Genomic DNA, 15668 nt, shown 5'->3' with positions numbered 1-15668 from the left:
CCGCAGCACCCGCGATGACCACAGCCTTCTCCGACGTCTTCCAGCACGCCGCCGAGTACCACGCGGCTTGGGGCGTACAGCAGTTGGAAATGATAGGCCAGGCCTTCCCGGGTGGGCCGTGTACGGCGGATCCGGACCGGTGCCGTTACGAGTCCGGCCGGCGAAGCCTTCGGGTGGGGCTGCTGGGCAGCTACGACCTTGCCGAGCAGACCTGGATGTGGGGGGCTGGGCCAATCCGGGGGCTGCGCGGCAGTGAAGTGGCCGCCGCGGGCGCGCGAATCCCCGAGTTCGGCCGCCGTCACGGCATCGTGGAACTGCAGGAGGAGGGCGTGGCACTGGCCGGCTTCGCAGATCCACGCCGGGCCGCAGAGTCTTTGGCTTTCCTCGGCATGGCGGCGCTCGGCGCGCCGGGCTACATCGGCCAGGAGGCCGGTCCGGAGACCCGGGTCTACTTCGTGCCGCAGGATCCGCAACTCCAGCCCGCGCGGCTCGACCCGGTCGCCATGCCGCGCCGTCTGCTCACGGGCGCAGGGCCTTTCGCCCGCTCACCGTGGCTGGTGGTCAACGGCTGGTTCGCCCTGCACGGCGTCCCGGTCCAGGAGGCCACCGACCAGATCACCGCGGCTCTGCCCGGGGGCGCCGCCGTGATCTCCTTCGACGCCGCCGGCCGCATCTCGGGCATCAACGCCGGACCGGTTTCCGCCTGGTACCCCACCGTAGATCTTGATCTTCACGGCTGGGCAGCGGCTTGCTGCGGCAATGACACTGCCGTGCGCCGGCTTGGTGCGAGCGTCGCCAATGCGACCGGCGGGTGGCGGATCTGATTGCCGGTCAAGGGGATCAGGTCGTTCGGGGTGGGTCGGTCGCACCCGGTCCGGCGGGGTTCCAGGGCGGTGGGACCCTCGGAGGTCTCCGGTCGCGGTTGCTTGGACGCCACCGGAGCCAGTAGTCGAGCCCCTCGACCCGGTAGCGGGCCCCGGCGTCGAACCGCACCTCGGCCAGCAGTCGCTTCGCGCCGTCCGGGGCCTGACGGTGCGGCGCCAGCAGCCGGGCCAGCTCGTCGTAGCGGTCATCGATCCCGCCGCGGCCCGGGTGGGTCTCCGGCCCCACAGTCCCCGCCTCACGGTGCTCGTGCCACGTGGCGAAGATCGCCCACTGCTCGCGCTCCAGCTCCACCGCAGTGTCGCTCGCGGGCCAGACGCTGTACTCGTCGGCCTCGTCGGCGTCATCCCAGTCGTAGCCCTGGAAGTAGTGAGGCTTGCCGTCGACATCGGCGAGGCCGGCGCGCGGCCCGCCGTACCACTCCAGTTCGGAGTGCACGCGCTCGAAGCCGTCCGCGATCAGTTGCGCTTCGTCCCAGGTCCCAGCCACACGGGGCAGGTTACCGACGAGCGGCATCGGCATCCATGATCACGATCTTCGGCTGGAGTACCAGCCCGTTGTCCCGGTTCTGTTCTCGCCGTTTCGCAGCCGTCCCGCAGCCGTATCGCGCCAAGCCGAAGGCCCCCTTCGCGCCAAGCCGATGGCCCTGTCGCAGCCGGGACGGTGGCCCCGGCGTTCACACGGGAGTCGGTCGCTGGGAGCGCGGGGTGGCGCGGGCGCCGAGGAGGGCGCCGGTGAGGGTGAGCCAGGCGGTGGCGAGGAGCCAGCCGGCGAGGACGTCCAGGGGCCAGTGGACACCGAGGTAGATCCGGCTGAGGCCGACCGCGGCGGTGAAGGCGGCGGCGAGGGCGGCGGTGGTGCGGGGCGGGACGCGGTAGGCGCGGGTCGCGGCGAAGGCGAGCAGGCCCGCGGCGAGGGCCGAGGTGAAGGCGTGGCCGGACGGGAACGCGAAGCCGGAGGCGGAGGTCGCCCAGTCGGAGACGGGTGGGCGGGGCCGGCCGAAGGAGTGCATCAGCGCCAGCCGGGCCAGCTGGCCGGTGGCCAGGCACACCGCCGGGCCCAGCAGGGCCGCCGCGGCGGTCCACACGGAGGTGTGCCGGCGGGCGGCGGCCAGGGCGACGCCCGCGGTCAGCGCGAGGAGGTACGGGAAGACCCCGGTGCCGAGCGCGGTGACGATCTTCGCCACGGTCTCGGCCGCCGCCGGGCGGTGCGCCACGCACCAGTCGACGGCGGCCTGCTCGAACCCGAACGGCGCCCAGCCGTGCGCCGCGACCGCGACGGCGAGCAGCCCGAACGCCGCGGGGGACGCGGCGAGGACGGCTGCCCACGGTTGACGGATCGTCATGCCGCGCATGGTAGGGCGCTCGCTCATCGCGGCGTCAGCCGGCCTTGGCGTGACGGCGGGAGCGCAGGACCTCCAGGACGAGGGGCAGCAGCGAGACCACGACGACGACCGCGACGATGGGCAGCAGGTAGTGGTCGACGTTGGGGATCGAGGACCCGAGCGCGTACCCGGCCATGACCAGGCCGACCGTCCAGATGAGGCCGCCGGCGGCCTGCCAGATGGTGAAGGTGCGGGCGTCGACGCCGAGCGCGCCGGCCAGCGGGTTGAGGACGGTGCGCACCACGGGGACGAAGCGGGCGAGGACGACGGCCTTGCGGTGGCCGTAGCGGTTGAGGATCTCCTCGGCGCGCACGGCGCCCTCGTGGAGGCGCTTGTTGCGGGAGCGGGCCAGCAGCGTGCGGCCGCCGCGCCGTCCGATCAGGTAGCCGGTCTGGGCGCCGACGAGGGCGCCGACCGCGGCGGCGGCCAGGACCTGGCCGAGGTTCAGGTGCGGTCCGCTGTGGGCTCCGGTGGTGCAGAGCAGGCCCGCGGTGAACAGCAGCGAGTCGCCGGGGAGGAAGAAGCCGACCAGCAGGCCGGTCTCGGCGAACATGATCACCGCGATGCCCAGCGCGCCGAACGCGGCCAGCAGGGAGCCGGCGTCCAGCGGATTGACCGCCAGCAGGGCCGACGAGGAGAGCATCATGGGAGCGCCTTTCCGGGCAGGTGGCGGGCGGGGCCCGTGGTCACGGCGCCACAGGGGACACCGGCGGTCGGTCCGCACCGACACATCCAGCATGGCCCAGTGGCACTGAAGGGTTCCTGAAGACCTGAAGACGCCTTCAGGGACGGCGAGGACCGGCCGGGCGGGCGCTGGGGGAAGCGCCCGCCCGACCGGGGCGGGTGCGCCGGACCGTCAGGCGGTCCGGCGGGCGTCGCGCCCGGCCTGGACGGCGAGCCGCCCGACGGCCACGGCGATCACGACGGCGAGCACCAGGCTGACGGGACCGGTGCCGAGGTCGAGGCCGCCGCGCTGGTGGCTGACCCCGGCCCAGTCGGCGAAGCAGGCGCCGAGCGGACGGGTCAGGACGTACGCCCACCAGAACGCGAGCACCGGCGGCAGGCGCAGCACGCGGTGGCCGAGCGCGGGTACCGCGATCAGGGCGGCGAACAGCAGACCCGAGGGGAGGTAGCCCCAGCCGAGGGTGGCGGCGGTCAGGTCGCCGACCGCGGTGCCGAGCGCGAAGGTCGCCATCACCGCGGCCCAGTAGTAGACCTCGCGGCGCCCGCCCCGGACGGTGTCCACGGCGAGCGTGCCCTCGGTGCGCCGCCACAGGGCGAAGATCGCGGCGAGGGCGAGCGCGAAGGCGGGGGCGGAGACGGCGTAGGGAACGCCGAGCGCGACGTGGGCGACGTCGGCGGCCATGGTGCCGAAGACGCTGACCATGACCACCGCCGCCCAGTACACGACGGGGCGGTAGCGGTCGGCGCGGGCCTGTACGAACAGCGTCGCCGCCAGCACGACGGCGGCGCCCACCACCGCCGGGACCGGGCCGAGGGTGTGGGCGAAGAAGTCGGAGGTGGTCTCGCCCATGCCGGTGGTGAGGACCTTGACCACCCAGAACGCGGCGGTCACCTGGGGGACCTTGCTCCACGTCCGGCCTGACGAACCGTCAGAACGGAGGGGCGAAGCGGTCGTTGTCGTGCTGCTCACGGTGGAGCGACTCCTTTCGCGGCACGGCCCGCGGGCCGCGCCGTGGCGTGTCGGGCGTCAGCCGCCGAGGACGGTGTTGCCGGTGATGGTGTCGGTCGCGCCGTCGACGGTCACCAGGTGCCGGACGCCGTCCGGGCCGAGGACCACGGCCTGCCAGGCCCGGCCGCCGCCGGCCGCGGTGACCGGCCTGAGCGACTCGACCTTGCCCGCGGGCACGCCCGAGGACGCCTTGACCACCGCGTCCGCCGCGTCCAGCGAGGGCAGCGGAGCGGGCACCCGGCCCGGGCCGGCCTCCGACCGGCCGTCGCCGCGCTCGCCGTCGCGGCCGCCCGCCCGGTCCGCGTGCGTGCCGTCATGGCCCGGGCGGTGGGTCGTCACGGCCCCGTCGTCGTGGAACTCCAGGCCGTGGTGGTCGGCGACGGCGACGGCGCCGCAGGCGATCAGCACGGCGACCGCGAGCCCGCCCGCCCACCGGGCCGGCCTCCCGCGCAGCCACGGCGGGAGCGCCGCCCGGTGCTCCGGCTGCTTCTCCGGCTGCGGAGCCTGCGGCTCCCGTTCGTCGGCCTCGTCCATGACGCTCACCCCAGGCACCTCGTCCGGTCCGGGCGTCGCGCCCGGACGATGGCCTCAGCATGGCGGGGGCGGGCTGAAGGGTTCCTGAAGACCTGAAGACGCCTTCAGCGTCCACGGCGGGCGACCTGCCACCCTGGGAGACATGCGCGTACTGGTGGTGGAGGACGAACAGCGGCTGGCCCTCGCGATCAAGCACGGCCTGGAGGTCGAGGGGTTCAGCGTCGACATCGTCCACGACGGCCTGTCCGGCCTGGCCCGGGCGACCGACCACACCTACGACGTGATCATCCTCGACATCATGCTGCCCGGCCTGAACGGCTACCGGGTCTGCTCCCGGCTGCGCGCCGCCGGCAGCGACGCGGGCATCCTGATGCTGACCGCCAAGGACGGCGAGTGGGACGAGGCCGAGGCCCTGGACACCGGCGCCGACGACTACCTCTCCAAGCCGTTCTCGTTCGTCGTCCTGGTCGCCCGCCTCAAGGCGCTGGCCCGCCGCATCGGCAGCCGGGCGCCCCGGCGCACCGTCCTCGGCGACCTGGTCGTCGACTCCGCCGCCCGCACCTGCACCCGGGCGGGCACCGCCATCGCGCTGACGCCCCGTGAGTTCGCCGTGCTCGACCACCTCGCCCGGCGGGCCGGCGAAGCCGTCTCCAAGCGGGAGATCCTCGAGGAGGTCTGGGACAGCGGCCCGGACAGCGACCCCAACACCGTCGAGGTCCACATCAGTGCGCTGCGCCGCAAGATCGACGCCCCGTTCGGCCGGTCCGCCGTCCAGACGGTGCGTGGCTCCGGCTACCGGCTGGCGGCCGACGGTGGCTGAGCGGCGCGGACCGGTCGCCGCCGCCCGCCGGTACGCTGCCGGCTCGCCGCGCCTGTCCCGGGCCCGGGCGCTGCTGGCCCGCACGAGGGCCCGGCTCGCCCCCGGTTCGGTGCGCACCCGCACCACGATCGCCGCCTGCCTCAGCGTCGCCGCGGTGCTGCTGGTGGCCTCGGCCGCCGTGCTGCTCCTGCTGCGCGTCAACCTCGAGCACACCGTCGAGGCCGGGGCCCGGGAGCAGGCCCAGGTCGTCGCCCGGCTGGCCGCCGACGCCCACCTGCCCGCCCAACTGCCGCTCGACCACGGCACCGACTTCATCCAGGTCACCGACGCCGCGGGCAACGTCGTCGCGGCCAGCCAGAACCTGGTCGGCCGTCCCGCCCTCACCCCCACCCGTGCCACCGACGGCCACCAGACCTTCGACCTCAGCGCCCTCGGCGACGAGCACCACCAGCGCGTCACCACCCTCAGCGCCGACACCCCCGACGGACCGGTCACCATCCGGGTCGGCGCGTCGCTGCACACCGCCGACACCGCCGAGGACCTCACCACCGCCGCGCTCGCCGCGCTCAGCGCCCTCCTGATCGCCACCGTCGGCGTCGTCACCTGGCGGGCCACCGGCCGCGCCCTGCGCCCCGTCGAGGCGATCCGCTCCGAGGTCGCCGCGATCGGCGACCGCGACCTCGACCGGCGCGTCCCCGAGCCCGGCAGCGACGACGAGATCGCCCGCCTCGCCCACACCATGAACGCCATGCTCGACCGGCTGGAGTCCGCCGGCACCCGCCAGCGCCGCTTCATCGCCGACGCCTCCCACGAACTGCGCAGCCCCCTCGCCGTCCTGCGCACCCAACTCGAGGTCGCGCACACCCACCCCGACCCCGCCGTCCGCGCCGACCTGGTCGCCGGAGCCCTGCAGGACACCGACCGCCTCCAGTCGCTCGCCGCCGACCTGCTGCTCCTGGCCCGTCTCGACGCCGCCGGCCACCACGGCCCCCGCGAGAGCGTCGACCTCGCCGACCTCGCCCGCGCCACCGTCGACGGCCGCCGCGACCAGCCGCACCCGACCGCCGTGCACACGCCGGACCGGCCCGCCGTCACCACCGGCAACCCGATGTGGCTGGGCCGGCTGCTCACCAACCTCCTCGACAACGCCCAGCGCCACGCCCGCCACCACGTCACGCTGCGCCTGGCGCTCGACCCCGCCGGCCACCAGGCCGTGCTGGACGTCGCCGACGACGGCCCCGGCATCCCGCCCGGCGACCGCGAACGCGTCTTCGAACGGTTCACCCGCCTCGACGACGCCCGCAGCCGCAACGACGGCGGCACCGGCCTCGGCCTGCCCATCGCCCGCGACATCGCCACCCTGCACGGCGGCACCCTCACCATCGAGGACACCGCCGAAGGCGCGACCTTCCGCCTGCGCCTCCCGCTCGCCGGACCGGACGCGGCCTGACCACCCGATCTGTCCTGACGGATCGTCAGGACGGCTGCGTCCCAAGAACCTTTCAGCGGCCCGCCGCGCCCGGAGCTGCGGGTACGGCCTGGATCGGGCGCCCGGGTACGGCTGGACGTTGACCTGTCTCGGGCCGCCCTCCCATCATGGGAGCGCTCCCAAGCCTCTTGTCCGGCCTGGTAGCCGCACAGTTCCCCGTCCATCGTCCGGCTCCGCGGCGTGGCCCCGGGTCGGCGTCCCCACCCGGGAGGAACGACCATGCCGACCCCCATGCTGTTCCGCAGGAGACCAGACCGGCGCGGTCGCCGCCTCGCCGTGACGGCCTCGGCCGCGCTGGCCGTGGTGGCCGCGACGCTGCCGCTGTCCACCGCCGCGGTCGCGGCCGACCCGGCCGCCACCGGCGACACCACGGTCACGGTCAACGCGGGCGCGGGTCTGGGTACCGTCAGCTCCACCGCGCTCGGCGCCAACACCGCCATCTGGGACGCGTCCATGAACGACCCCCAGGTGGTCTCGCTGTACCAGGCCGCCGGGATCGGCGCGCTGCGCTACCCGGGCGGGTCCTACTCCGACATCTACCACTGGGTCGACAACACCGCGCCGGGCGGCTACGTCGCCCCGGGCACCGACTTCGACGCCTTCATGGGAACCGTGAAGGCGTCCGGCGCGCAGCCGATCCTGATCGCCAACTACGGCTCCGGCACGGCCCAGGAGGCGGCCGACTGGGTCCGGTACGCGAACGTCACCAAGGGCTACGGCGCGAAGTACTGGGAGATCGGCAACGAGATCTACGGCAACGGCGTCTACGGCAGCGGCTGGGAGAACGACGCCCACGCCGACAAGACGCCCGACCAGTACGCCCGCGAGGTCAAGGCGTACGCCGCGGCCATGAAGGCCGTCGACCCCACCGTCAGGATCGGCGCGGTGCTCACCATGCCCGGCAACTGGCCGGACGGCATCGTGGCCGGCGGCGACAGCGGCGACTGGAACCACACCGTGCTGGCCGCCGTCGCCCACGACGTCGACTTCGTCAGCGTCCACTGGTACCCCAACGCCAGCAACGGCGACGCGTCGCTGGCCGCGGTGCAGCAACTGCCCGGCGAGCTGCGCGAGGTGCGCAACCTGCTGGACCGGTACGCGGGCGCCGACTCCGCGAACATCGGCATCGCGATGACCGAGGTGAACTCCAACTCCGGCAGCGGCGCGTTCACCAGCCGCCCCAACGGCCTGTTCGCCGCCGAGGCCATGAGCACGGCCCTGGAGAACGGCGTCTTCAGCGTGGACTGGTGGGACACCCACAACGGCGCGGGCACCGTCACCACCGTGGGCGGGGAGACCGACTACGGCGACATGGGCATGCTGTCGAGCGGCAGTTGCTCCGGCGGCGTCTGCGAGCCGGCGCTGAACACCCCGTTCGCGCCGTACCACGGCATCAAGGCGCTCGGCGCGCTCAGCGACCCCGGCGACACCATGGTGGCCTCCAGCGCCTCCGGCTCCGACGTCTCCGCGCACGCGGTGCTGCGGGCCGACGGCGACCTCGGCGTCCTGCTGGTGAACAAGAGCTCCACCACCGCGCACACCGTGGACCTGCGGTACGCGGGCTTCACCGCCGGCTCCTCGGCCCCCGCCGTCCAGCGCTGGGCGCCCGGCGACGACGGGCTGGTCGACGCGACCGGCACCGCCACGTCCGCCTCGGCGACCCTGGCCCCGTACTCCCTCACCGTGCTGACCCTGCACCCGAAGCCCGGCACCGGCTCGTCCGCCGCCACCGTCGGCACCCCCGGCGCCCCGCGCACCACCTCGGTCGGCGCCTCCACCGTCACCCTGAACTGGCCGGCCACCAGCGGTGCGGTCGACCGCTACGAGGTCTACGAGCAGCTCGGCACCACCAGCCAGCTGCTCGGCTCGTCCACCGGCACCTCCGCCACGCTCTACAACCTGCCGCCCGGCTCCCGGCACACCGTCAACGTGCTCGCCCGCGACCAGGCCGGACACCTCTCCCGCCCCTCCGAACCGCTGACCTTCACCACCGGCACCCCCGCCGACAGCACCTGCACCGTCGCGTACCAGGTCACCGCCGGCTGGGGCAACGGCTTCGTCGCCGACGTCGTGGTGAGCAACCCCGGCCCGGCCGCCATCAACGGGTGGACGCTGGACTTCGACTGGCCCTCGACCGGACAGTCCGTCAGCTCGTGGTGGAACGCCGCGATCACCGCCACGGGCCAGCACGTCCGCGTCACCAACGGCCAGTACAACGCCCAACTCGCCCCGAACGGCGGCACTTCCGCCGAGTTCGGCTTCGTCGGCGGCAACAACGGAGCCAACCCGACCCCGACGGTCTTCCGCCTGAACGGAACCGTCTGCCGAACCATCAGCTGACCGACACAAAGAAGCCGGGCCCGGAGTGTTGAACACTCCGGGCCCGGCCGTTGGTAGCGGGGACAGGATTTGAACCTGCGACCTCTGGGTTATGAGCCCAGCGAGCTACCGAGCTGCTCCACCCCGCGTCGGTAAACACAACCCTACAGCACGCCGGCGGCCCGTCGAACCAATTACCCCCGCCACCGCCCCCGGCGCGGAGCTCCGGCAGGGTGGAGCGTGGCGGCGCGGCCGGGTGGGCCGGAGGCAGGAGCAGGCCGTGTGGGGGGCCCGCGCCTATCGTGGAAGCACCGCATGATCGGAAGCGTCGGCCTACGGGCAGGTGGATCGTGAACGGACCCGTCATCGACTACCAGGCCGTTTTCCAGGCTCTGCCGGGCGCCGTCGCGCTGCTGACCACCGACCTGAGGTACGCGGAGGCCAACGAGGCGTTCCTGTCCGTCTCCGGGCGCACCCGCGAGCAGCTGATCGGCCGCTACCTGTTCGATGTCTTCCCGGACAATCCCAACGACCCGCGGCGACCGGCGTGCGCAACCTGTCCGCGTCGCTGGAGCGGGTCAAGGCGACCGGCGAGCCCGACACCATGGCCTTGCAGCGCTACGACGTGGAGGATCCCGAGCGCCCGGGGGAGTGGCAGGAGCGGTACTGGAGCCCGGTCAACGCCCCCGTCCTCGCGCCGGACGGCACGGTGGCGCTGCTGTTGCACCGGGTCGAGGAGGTCACCGACCTCATCAAGGCCCGCGGCTCGCGCAGCGGTGACCGCGGAAGGGTACTGGAGGCCGAGCTCTACACCCGCGCCCGGGAACTCCAGGAGGTCAACGAACGCCTGCGCCGGGCCCACGCCCGCGAACGCGAGGTCGCCCTCCACCTGCAGGAGGCGATGCTCCCCGCACCCCGCCCGCTCGGCCACCACCGCGCGGCCGTCCGGTACCGGCCCGCCACCACCGCCCTGAACGTCTGCGGTGACTGGTACGACATCGCCGACCTCCCCACCCCCGGCCGCACCGCGGTCGCCGTCGCGGTCGGCGACGTCGTCGGCCACGGGCTGCGCGCCGCCGGCGTCATGGGCCTGCTGCGCAGCGCGCTGTCCGCCGCCTCCCGGGTCGCCGACGGCCCCGCCCAGGCCCTGGACGTCCTCGGCCTGTACGCCCGTTCCGTGGCCGGGGCGGAGAGCACCACCGCCGTGTCGGTCTTCGTCGACTGGACGAGCCGCACGCTCATCTACAGCAGCGCCGGCCACCCGCCGCCCGCGCTGTGCCGACCCGACGGCACCGTGGTCCTGCTCGACCAGGCCACCGACCCTCCGCTCGGCGCCCGCCCCGAACACGTCGCCCGCCCCCAGGCCCGCACCGGCTTCACCGAGGGCTCGGTTCTCGTCCTGTACACCGACGGACTCGTCGAACGGCGGCGCGAGGACATCGACACCGGTCTCGACCGCCTCGCCCGCTCCCTCGCCCGCCACCGCCACGCCGACCCCGACGCCCTCGCCGACGCCCTCCTGGCCGACCTCGTCCCACCCGACGGACTCACCGACGACACCGCCCTGATCGTCCTGCGCCTGTGACGGCCGGCCTCGGGCGGTTCGGGCCTCAGTCCGCCTCCGGTTGCGTGCGGTGGTGCAGCCGCGCGGCTCGTGCGGTGAGGTACCGCTGTTCCGGGGTGCTGGTGCTGCGGGCCGCCGCCGTGCGGTAGTGGGTCAGCGCGGACGCGGTGTCGCCGGACAGCTCCAGCAGGTGGGCCCGGACGGCGTGGGTGCGGTGGAGGTCGGCCACGGGGCCGCCCTCGGCGTCGAGCCGGTCGAGCAGGGCCAGCCCGGCGACGGGCCCGTCGACCATCGCCACGGCGACCGCGCGGTTGAGGGTGACCAGCGGGCTGGGCGCCACGTGGTCGAGCAGGCCGTACAGGGCGAGGATCTGCGGCCAGTCGGTGTCCTCGGCGCGTGCGGCGTCGTCGTGGACGGCGGCGATCGCGGCCAGCAGCCGGTACTCGCCGGGCCGCCCGCGATGGGCGAAGGAGCCGATCAGGAGCGCGGCGCCCTCCGTGATCAGGGCGCGGTCCCACCGGGTCCGGTCCTGTTCGGCCAGGGGGACCAGTTCGCCGTGCGGGCCGGTGCGGGCGGGGGCGCGGGCCTCGGTCAGCAGCATCAGGGCCAGCAGCCCGGTCACCTCGCCCTCGGCCGGGAGGATCCGGTGCAGCTGACGGGCCAGCCGCACGGCCTCGCCGGACAGGTCGGGCCGGTGCAGGACCGGGCCATCGGAGGCCGTGTAGCCCTCGTTGAACATCAGGTACAGCACCTGGAGGACGCTGCGCAGCCGCGCCGACCACTCCGGCGTGCCCGGCGGCGGCGCCTCGAACACCGCCGCCGACGCCTTCAGACGCTGCTTGGCCCGGCTGATCCTCTGCGCCATCGTCGCCTCGGGAACCAGGTACGCGGCGGCGATCTGAGCGGTCGTCAGGCCGCCGACCGCCCGCAGCGTGAGCGCGATCGCCGAGGCGGGCGTGAGCGCGGGGTGGCAGCACATGAACAGCAGCGCCAGGGAGTCGTCCGTCGTCGCGGCCGGGTCCGGGGCCGGCTCCGCGGCGACGCGTTCCTCGCGTCGTCGTCGGGCCGCGTCGCTGCGCAGCCGGTCGGTGTGGCGGTGGGCGGCGGTGCGCAGCAGCCAGCCGTGCGGGTTGTCGGGAACGCCCTGCGCGGGCCAGTGGCGGACGGCGGCGATCAGGGCTTCCTGGACCGCGTCCTCACAGGCGTCGAAGTCGCCGGACCGGCGGGTGAGCGCGCCGAGGACCTGCGGCGCCAGCGAGCGCAGCAGGTCCTCGACGACGGACGGGTCGGTCACAGGTCGAACGCGAGGTCGGTCATCACCCGGCGCACCTCGACGGGCTGCTGCGTCGGAACCCCGCCGGGTCCGGGCACGGCCGAGATCCTGGCGGCGATCTCCACGGCGCGGGCCTCGGACTCCACCTCGACCACGTTGAACCCGGCGAGGACCTCCTTCGACTCCGGGAACGGTCCGTCGGTCACCACCGGAGCCGAGGCGCCGTCCGAGCGCACGATCCTGGCCTGCCGCGGGTCGGCGAGCGGCGTGAACCGCACCATCTCGCCGCTCGCGACCAGTTCCCTGGTCAGGGCCTCGTAGTAGTCGAAGTGCGCCGCGACGTCGCCGGGAGCCCACTCGTCCATGGGCTGCTCGAACACTCCGCCGTCGTGGTTGACCATCAGCAGGAACGTCGGCATCTGAACTCCTTGATCGTCGGGGCGCGCCCAGTGTGGCGCACTCGCCCCTTGAACGGAGCCGTCGGCCGGTTCTCTACATCGCTAGACCCGGCGAATGGTGTTGATCGTCAGGGCGTCGACCTTCATCGTCTTCACCACGTCGCCCGGCTTCGGGGCGTGCACCACCAGACCGTTGCCGATGTACATCCCGACGTGGTGGCGGTCGGAGAAGTAGATCACCAGGTCGCCCGGCCGCGCGTTGTGCCAGTCGGTGCCCACGTTGACGCCGACGCTCGCCTGCTCCTCCGAGGTGCGCGGCAGCGAGACGCCGGCCTGCGCGTAGGCGTACACCATCAGTCCGGAGCAGTCGAAGGTGCTCGGACCGGTCGCGCCCCACTTGTACAGGTCGCCCTGCTGGTCGAGTGCGGTCTTCACCGCGACCGCGGCGTAGCCGCTGGCCGGCGGCAGGCTGGCCAGGTCCACCCGGGAGGAGCCGCGGGAGGCGGCGGTACCGTCGGCCTGCATGATCGCGGCGCGGTCGGCCACGCTCAGCCGGCCGAGCAGCTGCTGCGCCTGCTGCAGCTTGTCCTGGACGTCGTGCTTGGCGGCGTCGAGCGCCCTGCTCTGCCCGTCCAGCTCGGTGAGGACGGCCGCGGCTTCCTGCTTCTGCTGGTCGAGGCGGCGCTGCTGGTCCTTCAGCGCCTTCAGGGTCTCCGCCTGGGTGCCGGCGGCCTGGTCGAAGGAGGACGCCTGGGCGAGGTAGGAGTCGGGGTCGGCGGAGAGCATCAGCCGCACCGACGGGTCCAGCCCGCCCTGCCGGTACTCGTCGGCCGCCACCGCGGCCAGCCCGGAGGCCAGGTCGGTCAACTGCTGCTGGCCGCGCGCGATCTGGTCCTGCAACTGGTCAGCCTGCTTGCGCAGTTGGTCGGAGCGCTCCTTGGCGCCGTTGTACTTCTCGGCGGCCTGCTCCTGTTCCTCCATCAACTTGTCGACCTGCGCCTTGACTTCGTCCCTGCTCGGCGAGCCCGGCGCGGCGTGCGCACCCACCTGGGCCGACAGCGCGACCCCGGTCGCGGCAGCGGCGGTGAGCACGGAGACCCGCGCGCGGCTCGGCTGCCTGAGACGGCGGTGAGAAGCCAAGGAGGTGCTCCTTCGTCCTGCCGGACCCACCCGCGCAGGCGCGGGTCCAGACCATTGGAACGCTAGTTCGTCCTCGGACCCTAACCATGCCCGGCGCTCCGCGTCCACTCCCACCGATCGTCAACCTGTTGCCCAACGCGCCGTGTTGAGTGACCGTCAGCCGCGACGTCCAGGGTGCCGCGATGCGTGGTGACTCCGCGGCGCCGGGCGCGTCAGGGCGCACCCCCGGGGGCCCGAGCCGCTACCTTGGCAGGCGGGTCCGGGCGCGATGACGCCCCCGGGGCGGCGCACCGGTGATCGGGTGGCAGCCGGGCGGCGGCGGACCGATGAGTTCGCCCGTCCCGGCCCGTCTTGATTTCCGACAGGACCACCGACTCACCGGGAGCACGCCATGGGCCTCATCCATCTCGAGTTGTTCGCCACCCTCGACCTCGTCGGGCAGGCGCCCGGCGGTCCCGACGAGGACCCGGTCGACTTCCCCTTCGGCGGCTGGCAGGTCCCGCTGATGGACGAGGTCTCCGGGGCGCAGGTCGACACCGCCTACGAGGGCACCGACGCCCTCCTGCTCGGCCGGCGGACGTACGACATCTTCGCCGCGTACTGGCCGCACGCCGGGGACAGCCCCTTCGCCAAGCTGTTCAACAGCATCCCCAAGTACGTGGCCTCCCGCGGCACGCCCACCCTGTCGTGGGCGGGCTCCACCCAGCTCGGGCCGGACCTGGCCGCCGCGGTGCGCGAGCTCCGCGACCGGCACCAGAACGTGAAGGTGGTCGGAAGCCTGAACCTGGTGCAGACCCTGCTGCGCGAGAAGCTGTTCGACCGCCTCGACCTCTGGATCCACCCGATCGTCCTCGGCACCGGCAAGAAGGTCTTCGACGGCGGCGAGGTCCCCACCAACATCACCCTCCTCGAACCGCCCGCCACCAGCCCGAACGGCGTCGTCTTCCTGCGCTACGCCCTGGCCGACGGCATCCCCGCCACCGGAGAAATGGGCGCACCCGGCGACAACCCAGGCAGCGAGGCCTGAGACCAGCAGGACCCGGGCCGAGGGCGGTCGGGCGCAACCGGCCCTACCCCCCCCCTCGGCCCGCAGGCTGTGGCCACCGATCGATGGCGGCGTGAACCCCGCGCCGCCGGGCCGTCCAGGGCTGCCCCCAGGTTGTGGCCGAGGCCTCGGGGTAGGAGCCAGGTGTGACCGGACTCGCCGCGGAAGGTCGAGGTGACGTCATGCACGGTGTCCCCTCGCTCGATGTGGATCTGGACGGCACGGCCGGATCGGAGTGCCGGGCGCGCAGGGCCCCGCGCGGCTTCCTCGACGAACCGACCGGTCCGGCCACGGCCGGCCGAGTCCCCGGATCCGTCAGGAGCCGCCTGGTGGCCCACCGCCGGATGCGAGGCGACCGGGAGGAGAGCAGTCCATGACCGAGGCGGTGCTGACGGTGCTGGTGCGCACCTCCGGGCGGAGCGTGATCGTCCGCCCCGAGGGCGAGTTGGACAACGACTCGGTCCAGCCGCTGTCCGAGGCCCTGGACGGCGCTCTTCGCGGCCCACCCGGTCCGGTCGTGGTCGACTGCGGGGGCCTGTCCTTCTGCGACTCCACCGGCCTGAACCTGCTGCTGCGCGTCAGCCGCGCCGCCGAGAGCGACGGGCGGCCGCTGCTGCTGGCGGGCCTCAGCCCGATCGTCGCGCGGCTGTTCGAGATCACCGGAGCGGAGAGCCTCGTGCGGATCCACCCCTCACTGGCCGACGCGCTCGCCGGGCAGGACGGGTGAGCGCCGATGCCACGGGTCTCCGACCACCGCCGACTTGCCCTCGCACCCACGACGAGCAGGAACTCCGGGAGCACCAGCTCGCCCAGGCCCAGCGACTGGCGGGCCTCGGCACCTGGCAGTGGGACGTCGCCTCCGCCCGACTGGACTGCTCGCCCGAGGTGTTCCGGCTGCTCGGCAGGCCCGAACGGGCCGTGAACGGCACCCTCGGCCTGGCCGAGGCGGAGGCCGCCGTCGCGTCGTCCGACCGGGCCGCCGTGCGGCTCCTGGCCGAGAGGCTGCTCGCCGGAACCACCTCCGCCACCCTGGAACTCCGGATCGTCCGCGCCGACGGCGTCACCCGGACCGTGCGGGCGATCGCCGAGACCGTCCCCGGCCAGCGGGACGGCGAACTGCTCGCCGT

Annotated in this window: 15 protein-coding genes, 1 tRNA gene and 1 pseudogene; 8 read left to right on the top strand and 9 right to left on the bottom strand. The window is 73.8% G+C overall.

Annotation, left to right across the window (positions count from 1 at the left end; translation table 11 throughout):
• Positions 1-14: 14 nt before the first annotated feature.
• Positions 15-824: a DUF6882 domain-containing protein gene (locus ACWD4U_RS24915; RefSeq protein WP_363456998.1), complete on the top strand. Its 810-nt coding sequence runs from the start codon at positions 15-17 to the stop codon at positions 822-824.
• A 16-nt stretch (positions 825-840) separates the two neighbouring features.
• On the opposite strand, the gene ACWD4U_RS24910 is transcribed toward ACWD4U_RS24915, so the two are convergent.
• The 5 genes from ACWD4U_RS24910 to ACWD4U_RS24890 all read right to left on the bottom strand — a co-directional run bounded on the left by ACWD4U_RS24910 (position 841) and on the right by ACWD4U_RS24890 (position 4502).
• Positions 841-1371, bottom strand: a complete 531-nt coding sequence (locus tag ACWD4U_RS24910; RefSeq protein WP_363457000.1) for a hypothetical protein — start codon at positions 1369-1371, stop codon at positions 841-843.
• A gap of 187 nt (positions 1372-1558) precedes the next feature.
• The gene (locus ACWD4U_RS24905) at positions 1559-2227 is read right to left on the bottom strand and encodes a phosphatase PAP2 family protein (protein WP_363457002.1); all 669 of its coding nucleotides are present in this window, start codon (positions 2225-2227) and stop codon (positions 1559-1561) included.
• Positions 2228-2261: 34 nt separating this feature from the next.
• Positions 2262-2912 carry a DedA family protein gene (locus ACWD4U_RS24900; RefSeq protein WP_449787305.1) on the bottom strand — a complete coding sequence of 217 codons (651 nt, stop codon included), beginning with the start codon at positions 2910-2912 and terminating at the stop codon, positions 2262-2264.
• Positions 2913-3122: 210 nt separating this feature from the next.
• Positions 3123-3842, bottom strand: coding sequence for a COG4705 family protein (locus ACWD4U_RS24895; protein ID WP_449787304.1), 720 nt, complete (start codon positions 3840-3842; stop codon positions 3123-3125).
• 135 nt (positions 3843-3977) lie between these two features.
• The gene (locus ACWD4U_RS24890) at positions 3978-4502 is read right to left on the bottom strand and encodes a hypothetical protein (RefSeq protein WP_363462142.1); all 525 of its coding nucleotides are present in this window, start codon (positions 4500-4502) and stop codon (positions 3978-3980) included.
• 133 nt (positions 4503-4635) lie between these two features.
• On the opposite strand from ACWD4U_RS24890, the gene ACWD4U_RS24885 reads away from it, so the two are divergent.
• The 3 genes from ACWD4U_RS24885 to ACWD4U_RS24875 all read left to right on the top strand — a co-directional run bounded on the left by ACWD4U_RS24885 (position 4636) and on the right by ACWD4U_RS24875 (position 9142).
• Positions 4636-5313 (top strand): response regulator transcription factor, encoded by a 678-nt coding sequence (locus tag ACWD4U_RS24885; RefSeq protein ID WP_363462144.1) that lies wholly within the window; start codon positions 4636-4638, stop codon positions 5311-5313.
• Complete coding sequence (locus ACWD4U_RS24880) at positions 5306-6763, top strand: sensor histidine kinase (RefSeq protein WP_363462146.1); 1458 nt, start codon at positions 5306-5308, stop codon at positions 6761-6763. Before ACWD4U_RS24885 ends, ACWD4U_RS24880 begins: the two co-directional genes overlap by 8 nt.
• Before the next feature lie 258 nt (positions 6764-7021).
• The gene (locus ACWD4U_RS24875; protein WP_363462148.1) at positions 7022-9142 is read left to right on the top strand and encodes a cellulose binding domain-containing protein; all 2121 of its coding nucleotides are present in this window, start codon (positions 7022-7024) and stop codon (positions 9140-9142) included.
• A gap of 51 nt (positions 9143-9193) precedes the next feature.
• On the opposite strand, the gene ACWD4U_RS24870 is transcribed toward ACWD4U_RS24875, so the two are convergent.
• Positions 9194-9270 (bottom strand) — tRNA-Met (locus tag ACWD4U_RS24870).
• Positions 9271-9471: 201 nt separating this feature from the next.
• Here ACWD4U_RS24870 and ACWD4U_RS24865 point away from each other — a divergent pair.
• Positions 9472-10706 (top strand): annotated as a pseudogene (locus ACWD4U_RS24865) (PP2C family protein-serine/threonine phosphatase).
• A 25-nt stretch (positions 10707-10731) separates the two neighbouring features.
• Here the strand turns inward: ACWD4U_RS24865 and ACWD4U_RS24860 are convergent.
• The 3 genes from ACWD4U_RS24860 to ACWD4U_RS24850 all read right to left on the bottom strand — a co-directional run bounded on the left by ACWD4U_RS24860 (position 10732) and on the right by ACWD4U_RS24850 (position 13496).
• Entirely contained in the window at positions 10732-11979 is a 1248-nt protein-coding gene (locus ACWD4U_RS24860) for an RNA polymerase sigma factor (RefSeq protein ID WP_363462158.1), read from the bottom strand.
• Positions 11976-12377, bottom strand: a complete 402-nt coding sequence (locus ACWD4U_RS24855) for a YciI family protein (protein ID WP_363462156.1) — start codon at positions 12375-12377, stop codon at positions 11976-11978. Before ACWD4U_RS24855 ends, ACWD4U_RS24860 begins: the two co-directional genes overlap by 4 nt.
• Positions 12378-12458: 81 nt before the next feature.
• Positions 12459-13496, bottom strand: coding sequence for a C40 family peptidase (locus tag ACWD4U_RS24850; RefSeq protein WP_363462154.1), 1038 nt, complete (start codon positions 13494-13496; stop codon positions 12459-12461).
• 391 nt (positions 13497-13887) lie between these two features.
• Here ACWD4U_RS24850 and ACWD4U_RS24845 point away from each other — a divergent pair, with 391 nt between their 5' ends.
• From ACWD4U_RS24845 to ACWD4U_RS24835, 3 genes are all read left to right on the top strand, one after another.
• Positions 13888-14523 (top strand): dihydrofolate reductase family protein, encoded by a 636-nt coding sequence (locus ACWD4U_RS24845; RefSeq protein ID WP_363462152.1) that lies wholly within the window; start codon positions 13888-13890, stop codon positions 14521-14523.
• A 391-nt stretch (positions 14524-14914) separates the two neighbouring features.
• Entirely contained in the window at positions 14915-15268 is a 354-nt protein-coding gene (locus tag ACWD4U_RS24840; protein ID WP_363462150.1) for an STAS domain-containing protein, read from the top strand.
• Positions 15265-15668, top strand: a 404-nt coding sequence (locus ACWD4U_RS24835) for a PAS domain-containing protein (protein ID WP_449787303.1), incomplete at its 3' end; no start/stop codon positions are given. The genes ACWD4U_RS24840 and ACWD4U_RS24835, both read left to right, overlap by 4 nt.

The organism is Kitasatospora sp. NPDC002522 (assembly GCF_053595195.1).
The sequence above is the reverse complement of the archived record's forward strand: the minus strand, read 5'-3'. Positions and strand labels throughout refer to the sequence as shown.